Genomic DNA, 14,859 nt, shown 5'->3' with positions numbered 1-14,859 from the left:
CGTCAGAGGGCCGGCGCTGCACCACGCTTCGCCTGCCATTCACAAGATTCACCGATAAGGATCGCTGGATGTCGCTTCGCCAAGAATGTCTGTGGGAATACCTGACCCCCGACCGCCCGGAAGCTCCGGAGCTGCGCGGGGATCGCAAGGTCGACGTGTGTGTCATCGGCGCGGGCTTCACCGGCCTCTCCGCCGCGCTGCATCTGCTGGAGCGCGACCAGACGGTCTGTGTGCTGGAAGCCCACACCACCGGGCATGGCGGCTCGGGGCGCAACGTCGGGCTGGTCAACGCCGGCCTGTGGATTCCCCCGGACGAAATCGAAGCGGGCATGGGGGCGGAGGTCGGCCAGCGAGTCAACCGCATGCTCGGCAACGCGCCCTCGCTGGTGTTCTCTTTGATCGACAAGTACGGCATCGATTGCCAGGCGCGCCGCGAAGGCACCCTGCATATGGCGCACAACGCCCGTGGCCTGGCCGACCTGCGTAGCCGCTGCGAGCAGTGGGGGCGCCGTGGCGCTCCGGTGGAACTGCTCACCGGCAGCGAATGCGAACAGGCCTGCGGCACCGACAAGATCGCCGGCGCGCTGCTCGATCGCCGCGCCGGTACGCTCAACCCCATGGCCTACGTCAGCGGCCTCGCCCGTGCGGTCGTTGGGCTGGGCGGTGAGCTGTACCACCATTCCCCGGTGGTTGGCCTGGTGCGCGTCGGTAACGCGTGGAACGTGATCACTGCCGGGGGCGTGGTCACCGCCGAGCAGGTGGTGATCGCCTCCAGCGCCTACACCGAAGGTGAGTGGACAGAACTGCGCCGCACCTTCTTCCCCGGTTACTACTACCAGGTTGCCTCGCGTCCGCTGGAGGGCGCGGAAGCCGCGCGCATCCTGCCGGGCGGGCAGGGCTCCTGGGATACCCGCCAGGTGCTCAGCAGCATCCGCCGCGATGCCGATGGCCGCCTGTTGCTCGGCAGCCTCGGCAAGGGCACCGGCAAACCGGCGTGGTTCCTGAAGAGCTGGGCGGATCGCATCCAGCAGCATTACTTCCCCAGGCTGGGCAAGGTGGACTGGGAGTTCACCTGGACCGGCTGCATCGACTTCACCCCCGACCACCTCATGCGCCTGTTCGAGCCGGCGCCGGGGCTGGTCGCCATGAGCGGCTACAACGGCCGCGGCGTCACCACCGGCACGGTGGTGGGCAAGGCCTTCGCCGACTTCCTGCTGGACGGGGATGCCAGCGCCTTGCCGATGCCGCTGCGGCCGATGGAGGAAATCTCCGCCGTGGGCCTGCGCAGCTGTCTGTACGAGGCCGGCTTCTCCCTTTACCACGCCGGGCAATGCCTGCGGGTGGTGATCTGAGCCTGCCGCGAAGGCGGCGCAAGCCGCCTCCGGGGTAGCCCGCCAACGCTCGCTGCACTTTGGTCTAGCCTCTTATGGTGCGTTACCCCGACGGGTCTGCACCGCGGATGTGCAGTTCGGTGACAGCGATGGTTACGGTTGGGGTTGCGCCTGTGGTGGCTGGAAAAGGACAGCTCACGGGAAGGCTGGTTGCACCCTTTCGGCTGCCTGGTTGCACCTTATGCTTTCAATGGGTTGCACGTGTCTAGGGCTTGATATCTGCCAGCTCGAGCTGTTTTCGCTGTAGGACTTGGTTAATAACAAAAACGAATGGCACGCCGCTTGCTGTTGATTGATCGCTAAGTCGCTGAATCGCTGCACGAGAAATCGCCAACAAGAAATACAACGCGCCATTACAAAAACCCTCAGGAGCAAAACTCCATGTCGCAGAAGATTTACAGAAAAGGTTTTCTGGCTCTGGCGGTCATCACCGCGCTGGGCATGTCTTCCGTAGTACAGGCCGATGTCGTTATCGGGGTCGCAGGACCGCACACCGGGGCCAACGCCTCGTTCGGGGAGCAGTACTGGCGTGGGGCTAGCCAGGCCGCGGAAGACATCAACGCCGCCGGCGGTATCAATGGCGAGAAGATCAAGCTGGTGAAGGCGGACGACGCCTGCGAGCCGAAACAGGCCGTGGCCGTGGCCAACCGCCTGGTGGACCAGGACAAGGCAGTCGCCGTGGTCGGCCACTTCTGCTCCTCCTCCACCATCCCCGCCTCGGAGGTCTACGACGAGGCCGGCATCATCGCCATCACCCCTGGCTCCACCAACCCGCAGGTCACCGAGCGCGGTCTTTCCGGCATGTTCCGCATGTGCGGCCGTGACGACCAGCAGGGCGTGGTCGCCGGCGACTACATCGTTGACGTGCTCAAGGCCAAGAAAGTCGCGGTGATCCACGACAAGGACACCTACGGCCAGGGCCTGGCGGACGCTACCCGTGCCCAGCTGAACAAGCGCGGCGTGAAGGAAGTGCTTTATGAAGGCCTGACCCGCGGCGAAAAGGACTTCAACGCCCTGGTCACCAAGATCCGCGCCTCGGGCGCAGAGGTCGTCTATTTCGGCGGCCTGCACCCGGAAGCCGGCCCGCTGGTTCGTCAGATGCGCGAGCAGGGCCTGACTGCCAAGTTCATGTCCGACGACGGTATCGTCACCGACGAACTGGTCACCACCGCTGGCGGCCCGCAATACGTCAAGGGTGTGCTGATGACCTTCGGCGCCGACCCGCGCCTGATTCCGGACGGCAAGGCCGTGGTGGAGAAATTCCGCGCCAACGGCTTCGAGCCCGAAGGCTACACCCTCTATGCCTACTCTTCGGTACAGGCCCTGGCCGCCGCCTTCAATGGCGCGGGCAAGACCGACCCGGCCAAGGCGAGCGCCTGGCTGAAGGCTAATCCGGTGCAGACCGTGATGGGCAAGAAGGAGTGGGACAAGAAAGGCGACCTGAAAGTCTCCGACTACGTGGTCTACGAGTGGGACGACAAGGGCAAGTACCACCAGCTCGACGCGTTCAAGAAGTAACCGCCTGACCCGGCCGGCGCCGCTACCCGCGGCGCCGGCTTCCCCGCAGGTCGGCGGTACGCGCGCAGCTGGTCACGAGCCGGTGATTGCGCGAGCCGTCAGCCTTTCCTGCCCTGCTTGCGCGAGTACCCAATCGTGGACGGTATCTTCCTTCAGCAAATGATCAACGGGCTGACCCTGGGGTCGGTCTACGGGCTGATCGCCATCGGCTACACGATGGTTTACGGCATCATCGGCATGATCAACTTCGCCCACGGCGAGGTCTACATGATCTCCGCCTATCTCTCGGCAGTGGCCCTGGCGCTGCTGGCCTTCTTCGGCCTGCAGTCGTTCCCGCTGCTGATCCTGGGCACCCTGGTCTTCACCATCTTCGTCACCGGCGTGTACGGCTGGGTGATCGAGCGCATCGCCTACAAGCCGCTGCGCAACTCCACGCGCCTGGCGCCGCTGATCTCCGCCATCGGCATGTCGCTGATCCTGCAGAACTACGTGCAGCTGGCCCAGGGGCCGCGCCAGCAAGGCGTGCCGACCCTGCTCGACGGCGCCTTCAAGTTCCATATCGGCGAAGGCTTCGTGCAGCTGACCTACACCAAGGTGTTCATCCTCATCGCCGCCTTCGTCGGCATGGGCGTGCTGACTTACGTGATCCAGTACACCAAGCTCGGGCGCATGTGCCGCGCCACCCAGCAGGACCGCAAGATGGCCTCGATCCTGGGGATCAACACCGACCGGGTGATCTCCTACGTGTTCATCATCGGCGCCGCCATGGCCGCGCTGGCCGGCGTGCTGATCACCATGAACTACGGCACCTTCGACTTCTACGCCGGCTTCATCATCGGCATCAAGGCGTTCACCGCCGCGGTGCTCGGCGGCATCGGCTCGCTACCCGGCGCCATGCTTGGCGGCCTGATCCTGGGCGTGGCCGAGGCGCAGTTCTCCGGCATGGTGAACACCGACTTCAAGGATGTGTTCGCCTTCGGCCTGCTGGTGACCATCCTGATCTTCCGACCGCAAGGGCTCCTGGGTCGTCCCCAGGTATCGAAGGTGTAAGCATGATGTCCGCAACCCAGACCTCAGCCGCGCCGAAGCCGGCGCGCATCGATATCAGGAAGAGCCTTGTCGACACCGTTCTCGCCGGGCTGATCGCCCTGATCGTGTTCGGCCCCATCGTCGGCATCGTGCTCGATGGCTACAGCTTCAAGGTCGAACCGGTTCGCCTGGCCTGGATGATCGGCGCGGTGATGCTCGGTCGCCTGCTGCTCAGCCTGTTCCTGCAGACGCCCGCCGGCCTGCGCATCATGGACCGCTTCGAGAGCTCCGACTCGGGCATCAGCGTACTGCCGCCGGGCTACAAGACGCGCCTGCGCTGGATAGTCCCGATCGTCATCGTGGCCGCGGTGATCTTCCCGTTCTTCGCCAGCAAGTACCTGCTCACGGTGATCATCCTCGGGTTGATCTACGTGTTGCTGGGCCTGGGCCTGAACATCGTGGTCGGCCTCGCCGGCCTGCTCGACCTCGGCTACGTGGCCTTCTACGCCATCGGCGCCTACGGCCTGGCGCTGGGCTACCAGTATCTGGGCCTGGGCTTCTGGACGGTGCTGCCGCTGGCTGCCATCGTTGCCGCGCTGGCGGGGGCGCTGCTGGGCTTTCCGGTACTGCGAATGCACGGTGACTACCTGGCCATCGTGACCCTGGGCTTCGGCGAGATCATTCGCCTGATCCTCAACAACTGGCTGTCGTTCACTGGTGGCCCGAACGGCATGCCGGTGCCGGCACCGACCTTCTTCGGCCTCGAATTCGGCCGCCGGGCGAAGGACGGCGGCACGCCGATCCACGAGTTCCTCGGCATCGATTACAACCAGAACTTCAAGTTCCTGTTCATCTACATCGTGCTGTTCCTGGTCGTCATGCTGGTGCTCTACATCAAGCACCGGCTGACTCGCATGCCGGTGGGCCGTGCCTGGGAAGCGCTGCGCGAGGACGAGATCGCCTGCCGCGCCATGGGCCTGAACCACGTGCTGGTGAAGCTCTCGGCGTTCATGCTGGGTGCCTCCACCGCAGGGTTGGCGGGCGTGTTCTTCGCCAGCTACCAGGGCTTCGTCAACCCGTCGTCCTTCACCTTCTTCGAGTCGGCGCTGATCCTCGCCATCGTGGTGCTGGGCGGCATGGGGTCGACGGTGGGCGTGGTGATCGCCGCCTTCGTCCTCACCGTCGCGCCAGAACTGCTGCGCAGCTTCGCTGACTACCGCGTGCTGCTGTTCGGCATCCTCATGGTGCTGATGATGATCTGGCGCCCGCGCGGGCTGATCCGCATCAGCCGCTCGGGCTTCGCCGTACGCAAGGGGGTGGCGCCATGAGCGGCGACAAGATCCTCAGCGTCGAGCACCTGATGATGCACTTCGGTGGCATCAAGGCGCTCAACGACGTCAACCTCGACGTGGAACGCGGCTCCATCACCGCGCTGATCGGCCCCAACGGCGCCGGCAAGACCACGGTGTTCAACTGTCTCACCGGCTTCTACAAGGCCACCGGCGGCAATATCCTGCTCAACACCCAGGGCGGCACCACCGACGTCATCAAGGTGCTCGGCCAGCCGTTCCAGGGCGGCGACTTCGTCAACCCGGCGCAGTTCGGCAACCGCCTCTACTACAAGATGTTCGGCGGCACCCACCTGGTGAACCGCGCGGGGCTCGCGCGGACCTTCCAGAACATCCGGCTGTTCCGCGAGATGTCGGTGGTGGAGAACCTGCTGGTGGCCCAGCACATGTTCGTCAACCGCAACCTCATCGCCGGCGTGCTCAACACCCCCGGCTACCGCCGCGCGGAAAGCGAAGCGCTGGACCACGCCTTCTACTGGCTGGAAGTGGTGGACCTGGTGGACTGCGCCAACCGCCTGGCCGGCGAGATGTCCTACGGGCAGCAGCGTCGCCTGGAGATTGCCCGCGCCATGTGCACCCGGCCCGAGTTGATCTGCCTGGACGAACCGGCCGCCGGCCTCAACCCGGCCGAAACCCAGGCCCTGGCGCGCATCGTGCGCTACCTGCGCGACCACCACGGCATCACCGTGCTGCTGATCGAGCACGACATGGGCATGGTGATGAACATCTCCGACCATATCATCGTGCTCGACCACGGCGTGGTCATCGCCCGTGGCGGCCCGGAGGAGATTCGCCACAACGACAAGGTCATTGCCGCCTATCTCGGCGCAGACGAAGAGGAGCTGGCATGACGGCGCCGATGTTGGAATTCCGTGAGGTCGATGTGTTCTACGGGCCGATCCAGGCGCTGAAGAAAGTCTCGCTGACCGTCAACGAAGGAGAGACCGTGGCGCTGATCGGCGCCAACGGCGCGGGCAAGTCGACGCTCCTGATGTCGATCTTCGGCCAGCCGCGCGCGGCGGGCGGCGCGATCCTCTACAAGGGCCAGGACATCCGCCAGAAGTCCGCGCACTACGTGGCCTCCAACGGCATCGCGCAGTCGCCGGAAGGGCGCCGGGTGTTCCCCGACATGACCGTGGAGGAGAACCTGCTGATGGGCACCATCCCCATCGGCATGGACCACGCCCAGGACGACATGCAGCGCATGTTCGACCTCTTCCCGCGCCTGAAGGAGCGGCGCAACCAGCGCGCCATGACCATGTCCGGCGGCGAGCAGCAGATGCTCGCCATCGCCCGCGCGCTGATGAGCCGGCCCAAGCTGCTGTTGCTCGACGAACCGTCCCTGGGCCTGGCGCCCATCGTGGTCAAGCAGATCTTCCAGACCTTGCGCGAACTGGCGCAGAGCGGGATGACACTGTTCCTCGTGGAGCAGAACGCCAACCACGCGCTGAAGCTGTCCGACCGCGGCTACGTGATGGTCAACGGCGAGATCCGCCTGAGCGGCACAGGGGCGGAACTGCTGGGTAACCAGGAGGTTCGCAACGCGTATCTGGGCGGGCACTGACGCCTTCGCCTTTCGTAGGAGCGGACGGAGTCCGCTCCTACGATTCCTTCACCGCTTTCCCGAAGAGGGGTTTCCATGCAAGACCTCCGCTTCCTCACCAACGCCGACGTCGCCGAACGACTGAGTTATCCCCAGTTGATCGAAGCCCTGCGCATCGGCCTCGCCGGAGCCTGCGAAGCCCCGGTGCGCGGCTGTCATGAACTGCCCGGCAACGCCTCGCTGCTGACCATGCCGGTGTGGCGACCGGGGCAGGACATCGGCGTGAAGCTGGTCACCGTATTCCCCGATAACGGCGCGAAGAACCTGCCGGCGGTGGCCGCCTTGTTCTGCCTGTTCGACGGACAGACCGGCCATCCGCTGGCGATGCTCGAAGCTTCGGAAATGACCGCCCGGCGCACCGCCTGCACCTCCGCGTTGGCCGCCGATTACCTGGTACGCCGCGACGCACGGCGGCTGCTGATCGTCGGCAGCGGCACCCTGGCGCCGCATATGGTCCGCGCCCACTGCTCGGTGCGCGAGTACGAGGACATCGCCCTCTGGGGGCGCCAGGAAGACAAGGTGCAAGCGCTGGTGAAGCAGTTGCAGGACGAAGGCTATCCCGTCCACGCCAGTGCCGATCTGCGCGGTGGCGTGGCAGCGGCGGACTGCATCAGTTGCGTCACCACTTCCCGCGAGCCCATCGTCCACGGCGCCTGGCTGCGCTCGGGTTGCCACCTCGATCTGGTCGGAGCCTTCCTGCCGTCCATGCGCGAGACCGACAGCGAAGCCGTGCGCCGTGCGCGCATCGTCGTCGACACCCGCGAAGGTTCACTGGCAGAGGCGGGCGATCTGCTGATTCCCCTGGGCGAAGGCGTGATCGACGAGCGCGCTATCGACTGTCAGTTGGCCGACCTCCTGAACGGTCGCGGCGCGCGCAAGGACGATAGCGAGATCACCCTGTTCAAGTCCGTGGGTTATGCACTGGAAGATCTGATCGCGGCGCGCCTGCTCCTGCAGTGAAGTTGTCCCGAAATTCTGTGGGCGGCGCTGTGGATAACATCTGGGAGAACCTTGCGAGCCCGCGTGACAACGGGCGCCGGCAGTACCGCTCGTTTTCTGTTCGATTGCCCTGCAACCCCTGTATGGATGGACAGTTACCACTTCGTGGAAAAGTTCCGCAGTTCCGATAGTTGTCCCCGTCAGCCGTTGAAAGACTTGTGGATAACCTTGGGAAGAACGGCTCCAGCGCAGAGGCGACGCGGCCTGTGCTGAAGCGCTTGAAAATCGTCCAGGGGGAATGCGCTCTTCCGCTTGCCCACAGAAACCGTGGAGCAGCCTGTGGACAAGATGGGCGCAACTCTCGGCAGGCCCACAGCCATGGGCCTTTCACGCGGCTGTTCGGGTTTTATCCAGCACCGCTGTAACGCAACGCGGCGAGTTCGGGCTGTTATGCTCGGCCGACCGACAAGAACGCGCACCGCACGACTCCCCGGCATGCATCGGCGACGGCAGTGCCCTGCAAGAGGATATCTGTGATGACCACTCCCACTCTGTTCATTACCGGCGCCACCTCCGGCTTCGGCGAAGCCTGTGCCCGGCGTTTCGCCCGTGACGGCTGGTCGCTGGTGATCACCGGTCGCCGCGAGGAGCGCCTCAATGCGCTGGCCCAGGAGCTTTCCGCCGAGACCGAGGTGCTGCCGCTGGTGCTCGACGTGCGTGATCGCGCGGCCATGACCGCAGCGGTGGACTGCCTGCCGGAGAGGTTCGCCAAGCTGCGTGGCCTGATCAACAACGCCGGCCTCGCCCTGGGGGCCGACCCGGCGCAGGAGTGCGAGCTGGACGACTGGGACACCATGGTCGACACCAACATCAAGGGCCTGATGTACGCCACCCGCCTGCTGCTGCCGCGTCTGATCGCCCATGGTCCGGGCGCGAGCATCCTCAATCTGGGCTCGGTTGCTGGTCACTGGCCCTATCCGGGCGGCCACGTGTATGGCGCGACCAAAGCCTTCGTCGAGCAGTTCTCGCTGAACCTGCGTTGCGACCTGCAGGGCACCGGCGTGCGTGTCACCAACCTCGAGCCGGGCATGTGCGAGAGCGAGTTCTCCCTGGTGCGCTTCGGCGGTGATCAGGCGAGGTACGACAAGACCTACGCCGGCGCCGAGCCGATCCAGTCCGCAGACATCGCCGAGACCATCCACTGGATCCTGAACCAGCCGCCGCACATCAACATCAACACCCTGGAAATCATGCCGGTGAGCCAGGCCTGGGCGGGCTTCTCGGTGCATCGCAAGGGGTGATTTTTGTGCGGGGGGTACCCTCACCCCAGCCCTCCCCCAGAGGGGGGCCGTTCGTCCCGGCTGATGGCGTGGTTTCGATCTGCTCCAGACCGTCCCTCTCCCTCCGGGAGAGGGCTGGGGTGAGGTGCTGTTGATCCTACAGATAAGGCGTCAGCCTGCGAGCAACCAGGCACCTGCAGCCGCCGAAGCCAGCCCGGCGAAGCGCACCAGCGGCGCCGCCGCCTGAGGCAACACGCGAACCAGACCGTAACCCGCCCCATGCAGCGCAGCCGTTGCGGCAACGAAACCGGCGGCGTACAGCCACGGACTGCTCAGGTCCGGCAGTTCCAGCCCGTGTGCCACGCCGTGGGCGAGAGCGAACAGCGCAGTGACGCCCATCGCCACCGCCAGCGGCGGACGCACCGCCAGCGCCACGCACAGGCCCAGCGCCAATACCGAAGCGGAGATGCCGGTCTCCATGAACGGAATCTCCAGCCCCTCGAAGCCCAGCAGCCCGCCGATCAGCATGGTGCCGACGAAGGTGCAGGGCAGCGCCAGGCGTGCGGCGCCCTGTTGCTGGGCGGCCCAGAGGCCGACGGCGAGCATCGCCAGCAGGTGGTCGAGGCCGGTGATGGGGTGGGCGATGCCGGCGATCAGGCCGTGGTCGCCGTGGCCCGGATGAGCGAAGGCCACTGCCGGGGTGAGGAACAGCGCCAGGCTGTAGAGGGCTTTACGCAGGGTCATGGTCATTCCTTGGTCTGTGGGGCTGTTCAGGCTGCAGTCAGCAGTCCCTGGCGCTCGATGAAGGTGATGATCTCGGCCAGGCCCTGGCCGGTCTTCTGGTTGCTGAAGACGAAGGGCTTGTCGCCGCGCATGCGCGAGGCGTCCTGGTCCATCACTTCCAGCGAGGCGCCCACCAGCGGGGCGAGGTCGATCTTGTTGATCACCAGCAGGTCGGACTTGCAGATGCCCGGTCCGCCCTTGCGCGGGATCTTGTCGCCGGCGGAGACGTCGATCACGTAAAGGGTCAGGTCCGACAGCTCAGGGCTGAAGGTAGCCGAGAGGTTGTCGCCGCCGGACTCCACCAGGATCAGGTCGAGGCCGGGGAAGCGGCGGTTGAGCTGGTCCACCGCCTCCAGGTTGATCGAGGCATCCTCGCGGATTGCCGTGTGGGGGCAGCCGCCGGTTTCCACGCCGATGATCCGCTCCGGCTCCAGCGCCTCGTTGCGTACCAGGAACTGCGCGTCTTCCTGGGTGTAGATGTCATTGGTGACCACGGCGATGTTGTAGCGCTGGCGCAAGGCGCGGCACAGCGCCAGGGTCAGGGCGGTCTTGCCGGAGCCCACCGGGCCGCCGATGCCGACGCGAAGAGGTTGAGAGTTCATGGCAGTTCTCCTAGGAGCGGAACAGACGGCTGTATTGGGTTTCGTGAGTCATGCAGGCCAGCGCGAGACCGAAGGGCGCGCCGCCATGGGGATCGTTTTCCAGCGCGGCCTGGCAGGCGACGTCGAGCTCGGGTAGCAATTGCGACGTGAGCTTCTGCGCGGCCAATTGGCCCAGCGGCAGGGTTTTCATCAGTACCGCCAGTTGGTTCTCCAGCCAGCTCCACAGCCAGGCGCCGAGGGCCTGTTCCGGGGAAAGTTCCCAGGCGCGGGCGGCCAGCGCCCAGGCGGCGGCGAAGGAGGGAGCGGCCTGCTCGGCGAGGCACTGGCGAGCGGGCGCGTCCAGCTCGGGCAGGGCTTCGAGCAACTGGCCGAGGGAGAAGCCCATCTGCCGGTTCTCCAGACCCAGCTCGCGCGTTTCGCGGCTGGCGCGGTGGCGCTCTGCGGCGTCGCGCAGGGCGTCCCAATCACCGGCTTGGGCGGCACGCAGCAGCTCGGCCAGCAGCGGGCCTTCGAAGCGCGCGAGGTTCAGGTGCAGTTGATCGGTCAGCCAGGTGCGTGCGCTGTCGGCATCCTTGACCTGGCCCTGGTCGATGGCGCTTTCCAGCCCTTGCGAGTAGCTGTAGCCACCGATGGGCAACTGCGGGCTGGCCAGGCGCAGCAGTGCCCAGAGGGGGGTCACCGGCGCACTCCGAATTGATGCAGCTTCGGCGCGTAGTTGAATTCTTCTTCGCCCTGATGCGAATGATGATGCCCGCCGCCGTAGGCACCGTGTTCCGGCTGGAAGGGCGCTTCGATGGCCTCCACCGTGGCGCCGAGCTGGTCGAGCATGGCCTTGAGTACGTAGTCGTCGAGCAGGCGTAGCCAACCTTCACCGACCTGCAGGGCAACGTGGCGATTGCCCAGGTGATAAGCCGCGCGGTTCAGCTCGCGGGCGTTGGCGCAGGTGACGTGGAGCAGCTTCTCCGGCGCGGCGCAGACGCGCACCACGCGTCCGTCGTTGGCCAGCAGGAATTCGCCATCGGCCAGCGGCGACTGGCCGCGTTCGAGGAACAGCCCGACGTCTTCACCCCCGGCGCTGAAGCAGCGCAGGCGGCTTTTGCTGCGCGCCTCGTAATTCAGGCGCAGTTCGGCGTCCCAGTGTTCGCGGGGTTCGATTCGTTGGTGGATGACCAGCATGGCAGTGTCCGGCAGTAGCAATGGCAGTGCTACAGCAAGGGGCTTGCCAGTGCAGGCGGCGGTCAGTGCTGGCGCGGCCTGGCGGGGTTGTCCGAGCGATCAGGAATGGTGCGCGTGGTCAAGGATGGTGCGCACGAAAACGGTGCGCACCATGTCGGGGCAGTGGGCTCTTTGTAGGAGCGAGGGGGCGCCTACAGGATTTTCGTTAGGGCCGTGAACCGATCCCGGTCCAGTGCTTGGCGCCGATCATGATGAAGCGCAACTGCTGGGTGATCTTCGCCTGGGGCGAGAGGTGCGTCGGCAGGCTCTCCGCCGGCGGGTCGATCAGTTCGGGCAGGGTGGCGAACACCGTCTTGACGACCAGATCGGCGATCACGTCGATGTCCTGGCCGCCCAGGTGCGGCAGCTTGTTGAGTAGCGCCAGGTCAGCGGCCAGGTCGTCGGTGATGCGCTGGCGCAGGGCACCGACGGCCTGGCGGATCGGGTGCGAGCCGCCGTACTGCTCGCGGGCGAGGAAGAGGAACTGGGTGCGGTTGGCGGTGACGGCATCGAGGAAGATGCGCACCGATGCCTCGATCACGCCGCCCAGCTCGAACTCGTTGCGGCGCACCACGCGCAGGGTTTCGCGGAAGGTTTCGTCGACGTCCGCCACCAGCGCAAGGCCGAGTTGGTCCATGTCGGTGAAGTGCCGGTAGAAGCCCGCCGGGACGATGCCCGCCGTCTTCGCCACTTCGCGCAGGCTCAGGGTGCCGAAGCCGCGGCCGCTGTCCATCAGGCTCCGCGCGGCATCCATCAGGGCCAGGCGGGTCTGTTGTTTCTGTTCGGCGCGGGGAGTGGACATACGGCGATCCATGACAAAGGCGCAGGCACTCTAGCAAAAGCCGCTCGGCGTTTGGGAAGTTCCTGATGGCAATAGTGAACAGGTGTTGACTGAAAACTCCTACCCATGAGATTTTAAGTGAACACCTGTTTACTGTTCGGTCACGCCCAATGTCGCTGCTGCCCTTTTCCACTCTGAGCCTGATCCAGCCGCTGCTTGCTCCGCTGTGTTCGCTGGTGCGCAACCAGTGGCTGCGCGAGGCGGATGTCGATGCGTGGCTGCGGGTGCTCAATCGCGGCTGGTCATTGCAACGCGTGTATGCACGGGTCGAGGCGCGGCAATGGGTGGCGGATGACATGCTGGAGCTGCGCCTGCGCCCCAACGCCCATTGGCGCGGTGCGCGCCCCGGGCAGCACCTGCAGTTGTTCGTCGAGCACGACGGCGTGCGCCACAGCCGCAGCTATAGCCTGACGCGCATCGCCGATGACGGCTGCCTGGAGATTGCCGTGAAGCGGCAGCCGGGCGGGCGGGTGTCTTCCCTGCTGGTGCAGCAGCTGTGCGTGGGCGATGTGCTGGAGCTGGGCCAACCGGACGGCGACCTGAGCTGGCCGCTCGATGACCAGGGCGTGCTGCTGCTGGCTGCCGGGAGCGGGCTGACGCCGCTGCTCGGTTTGCTGCGCGAGGCCTTGGCGCGCGGCTACAACGGGCCGGTGACGCTGCTGCATTACGTCCGCGAGCGCGGGCAGAAAGCCTTCGTGGCTGGCCTGGACGCCTTGGCGCGGCAGTATCCGAACCTGGAGTTGCGCTGGTCGCTGAGCGGCGATACGGCGCTGGCAGGCGAATTGTCCGGGCGCTTTCAGCCGGAGCACGTCTGCGGCCTGGACGGGCGCCACGTGCTGGCCTGCGGCCCCGGTGGTTTCGTCGAGAGCGTGCGCCTGGCGTTAGGTGCCAGCAGCCGCAGCCTGCAGGTGGAAAGCTTCAGCCCGCCGAGCTGGGATGAGCGCGCGCCGGCGCAGTCCGTGAGCCTGCGCTTTGCCCGTAGCGCGCTGGAGGTGGCGGGTGACAGCCGCCGCAGCCTGCTGGAACAGGCCGAAGCCAACGGTCTGCGCCCGGTACACGGTTGCCGCCAGGGCGTTTGCACGAGTTGCACCTGCACCCTGGTCAGCGGCTGCGTGCGCGATCTGCGTAGCGGCGAGCTGTTCAGCGAACCGGGTCAGCCCATCCGCATCTGTGTCAGCGCGCCCCAGGGCGACCTGACTGTCGATCTCTGAATATTCCGGAAGCCATCGCCATGCGTGAAGACCGCGATCTGACCGCCGCCGAGCTGGCGGCCTTCGGTGCCGAACTGGACGCCCTGCGCCAGCGCACCCTGCACGACCTGGGGGCAAAAGACGCCCGCTACATCCGCCGCATTCGCGCGGCGGTGCGCTTCTGCTGCTGGAGCGGCCGCGCGCTGCTGATGGCCGGCTGGTTCCCGCCGACCTGGCTGCTGGGCACTTTGCTGCTCGGGATGGGCAAGATCCTGGAGAACATGGAGCTGGGCCATAACGTCATGCATGGCCAGTACGACTGGATGAACGACCCGGAGCTTTCCGGGCAGCGCTACGAGTGGGACATCGTCGGTCCTTCGGACTTCTGGCGGCACACGCACAACCATGTGCACCACACCTACACCAACGTGCTGGGCATGGATGACGACGTGGGCTACGGCGTGGTGCGGCTGTTCCCGGAGCAGAAGTGGAAGCCGTTCTACCGCTGGCAGCCGCTGTGGGTGACGCTCCAGGCGCTGCTGTTCCAGTACGCCGTGGCGGTTCAGCACCTGCGCCTGGACAAGTACGTGAAGGGGCGGATGAGCAAGGAAGAACTGCGCCCGCTGCTGCGCCAGTTCAACGCCAAGGTCGGGCGCCAGTGGGTCAAGGACTACATCGTGTTCCCGCTGCTCGGCCTGATCACCGGCGCCTTCGGCGCTGTGCTGCTGGGCAACGTCATCGCCAACCTGATGCGCAACCTGTGGACCTTCACGGTGATCTTCTGCGGCCACTTCACCGAGAAGGCCGCGGTGTTCCCGCCCGAGGTACTGCAGGACGAGACGCGCGGCCACTGGTATCTGCGCCAGCTGCGCGGGTCGAGCAACCTGGAAGGCGGGCCGATCTTCCACATCATGACTGGCAACCTCAGCCACCAGATCGAGCACCACCTCTATCCGGACCTGCCCGCGCGGCGTTATGCGGCACTATCGCGGGAGGTTCGAGAGATCGCTGCGCGCTACGGCCAGACCTACAACAGCGGCCGCTTGTCGGCGCAGTTCGCCACGGTGCTCAAGCGCATCTGGGTCCATCGTCGACCCACCGTTCCGGCCCGCGCCTGAT

15 protein-coding genes are annotated in these 14,859 nt (G+C 65.9%); 10 read left to right on the top strand and 5 right to left on the bottom strand.

The window, feature by feature from the left end; genetic code table 11:
* Window positions 1-68 precede the first annotated feature (68 nt).
* The 8 genes from A9513_RS21560 (at window position 69) to A9513_RS21525 (ending at window position 9,130) form a co-directional block, all read left to right on the top strand.
* Complete coding sequence (locus A9513_RS21560) at window positions 69-1,352, top strand: FAD-binding oxidoreductase (RefSeq protein ID WP_024765993.1); 1,284 nt, start codon at window positions 69-71, stop codon at window positions 1,350-1,352.
* Between the two features lie 420 nt (window positions 1,353-1,772).
* Window positions 1,773-2,909: a branched-chain amino acid ABC transporter substrate-binding protein gene (locus A9513_RS21555; protein WP_065085550.1), complete on the top strand. Its 1,137-nt coding sequence runs from the start codon at window positions 1,773-1,775 to the stop codon at window positions 2,907-2,909.
* A 135-nt stretch (window positions 2,910-3,044) separates the two neighbouring features.
* Window positions 3,045-3,959: a branched-chain amino acid ABC transporter permease gene (locus A9513_RS21550; protein ID WP_024765991.1), complete on the top strand. Its 915-nt coding sequence runs from the start codon at window positions 3,045-3,047 to the stop codon at window positions 3,957-3,959.
* Between the two features lie 5 nt (window positions 3,960-3,964).
* The gene (gene livM, locus A9513_RS21545) at window positions 3,965-5,266 is read left to right on the top strand and encodes a high-affinity branched-chain amino acid ABC transporter permease LivM (RefSeq protein ID WP_024765990.1); all 1,302 of its coding nucleotides are present in this window, start codon (window positions 3,965-3,967) and stop codon (window positions 5,264-5,266) included.
* The gene (locus A9513_RS21540) at window positions 5,263-6,138 is read left to right on the top strand and encodes an ABC transporter ATP-binding protein (RefSeq protein ID WP_024765989.1); all 876 of its coding nucleotides are present in this window, start codon (window positions 5,263-5,265) and stop codon (window positions 6,136-6,138) included. Before livM ends, A9513_RS21540 begins: the two co-directional genes overlap by 4 nt.
* Window positions 6,135-6,851, top strand: coding sequence for an ABC transporter ATP-binding protein (locus tag A9513_RS21535; RefSeq protein WP_037012012.1), 717 nt, complete (start codon window positions 6,135-6,137; stop codon window positions 6,849-6,851). The genes A9513_RS21540 and A9513_RS21535 overlap by 4 nt, the downstream gene beginning before the upstream one ends.
* Before the next feature lie 75 nt (window positions 6,852-6,926).
* The gene (locus A9513_RS21530; RefSeq protein ID WP_065085549.1) at window positions 6,927-7,850 is read left to right on the top strand and encodes an ornithine cyclodeaminase family protein; all 924 of its coding nucleotides are present in this window, start codon (window positions 6,927-6,929) and stop codon (window positions 7,848-7,850) included.
* A 515-nt stretch (window positions 7,851-8,365) separates the two neighbouring features.
* A complete protein-coding gene (locus A9513_RS21525) occupies window positions 8,366-9,130 on the top strand; it encodes an SDR family oxidoreductase (RefSeq protein WP_083196181.1) in 765 nt (254 codons plus the stop codon).
* A gap of 150 nt (window positions 9,131-9,280) precedes the next feature.
* Here the strand turns inward: A9513_RS21525 and A9513_RS21520 are convergent, their stop codons facing one another.
* From A9513_RS21520 to A9513_RS21500, 5 genes are all read right to left on the bottom strand, one after another.
* On the bottom strand, window positions 9,281-9,853 hold the full coding sequence (locus tag A9513_RS21520) for a HupE/UreJ family protein (RefSeq protein ID WP_065085547.1): 573 nt from the start codon (window positions 9,851-9,853) through the stop codon (window positions 9,281-9,283).
* A 26-nt stretch (window positions 9,854-9,879) separates the two neighbouring features.
* Complete coding sequence (ureG, locus tag A9513_RS21515) at window positions 9,880-10,494, bottom strand: urease accessory protein UreG (protein WP_037012004.1); 615 nt, start codon at window positions 10,492-10,494, stop codon at window positions 9,880-9,882.
* Window positions 10,495-10,504: 10 nt separating this feature from the next.
* Window positions 10,505-11,173 (bottom strand): urease accessory protein UreF, encoded by a 669-nt coding sequence (locus tag A9513_RS21510; protein WP_037012002.1) that lies wholly within the window; start codon window positions 11,171-11,173, stop codon window positions 10,505-10,507.
* On the bottom strand, window positions 11,170-11,670 hold the full coding sequence (gene ureE, locus A9513_RS21505) for an urease accessory protein UreE (RefSeq protein WP_065085546.1): 501 nt from the start codon (window positions 11,668-11,670) through the stop codon (window positions 11,170-11,172). Before ureE ends, A9513_RS21510 begins: the two co-directional genes overlap by 4 nt.
* Window positions 11,671-11,875: 205 nt before the next feature.
* Complete coding sequence (locus A9513_RS21500) at window positions 11,876-12,511, bottom strand: TetR family transcriptional regulator (RefSeq protein WP_024765982.1); 636 nt, start codon at window positions 12,509-12,511, stop codon at window positions 11,876-11,878.
* Window positions 12,512-12,660: 149 nt separating this feature from the next.
* Here A9513_RS21500 and A9513_RS21495 point away from each other — a divergent pair, with 149 nt between their 5' ends.
* The gene (locus A9513_RS21495) at window positions 12,661-13,761 is read left to right on the top strand and encodes a ferredoxin reductase (RefSeq protein ID WP_024765981.1); all 1,101 of its coding nucleotides are present in this window, start codon (window positions 12,661-12,663) and stop codon (window positions 13,759-13,761) included.
* On the top strand, window positions 13,758-14,858 hold the full coding sequence (locus A9513_RS21490) for a fatty acid desaturase (protein ID WP_141678472.1): 1,101 nt from the start codon (window positions 13,758-13,760) through the stop codon (window positions 14,856-14,858). The genes A9513_RS21495 and A9513_RS21490 overlap by 4 nt, the downstream gene beginning before the upstream one ends.
* The last annotated feature ends 1 nt before the right edge of the window (window position 14,859 follow it).

Origin of the sequence: Pseudomonas sp. AU12215, assembly GCF_001675465.2 — a bacterium.
Taxonomy (GTDB): Bacteria; Pseudomonadota; Gammaproteobacteria; order Pseudomonadales; family Pseudomonadaceae; genus Pseudomonas; species Pseudomonas nitroreducens.
The sequence above is the reverse complement of the archived record's forward strand: the minus strand, read 5'-3'. Positions and strand labels throughout refer to the sequence as shown.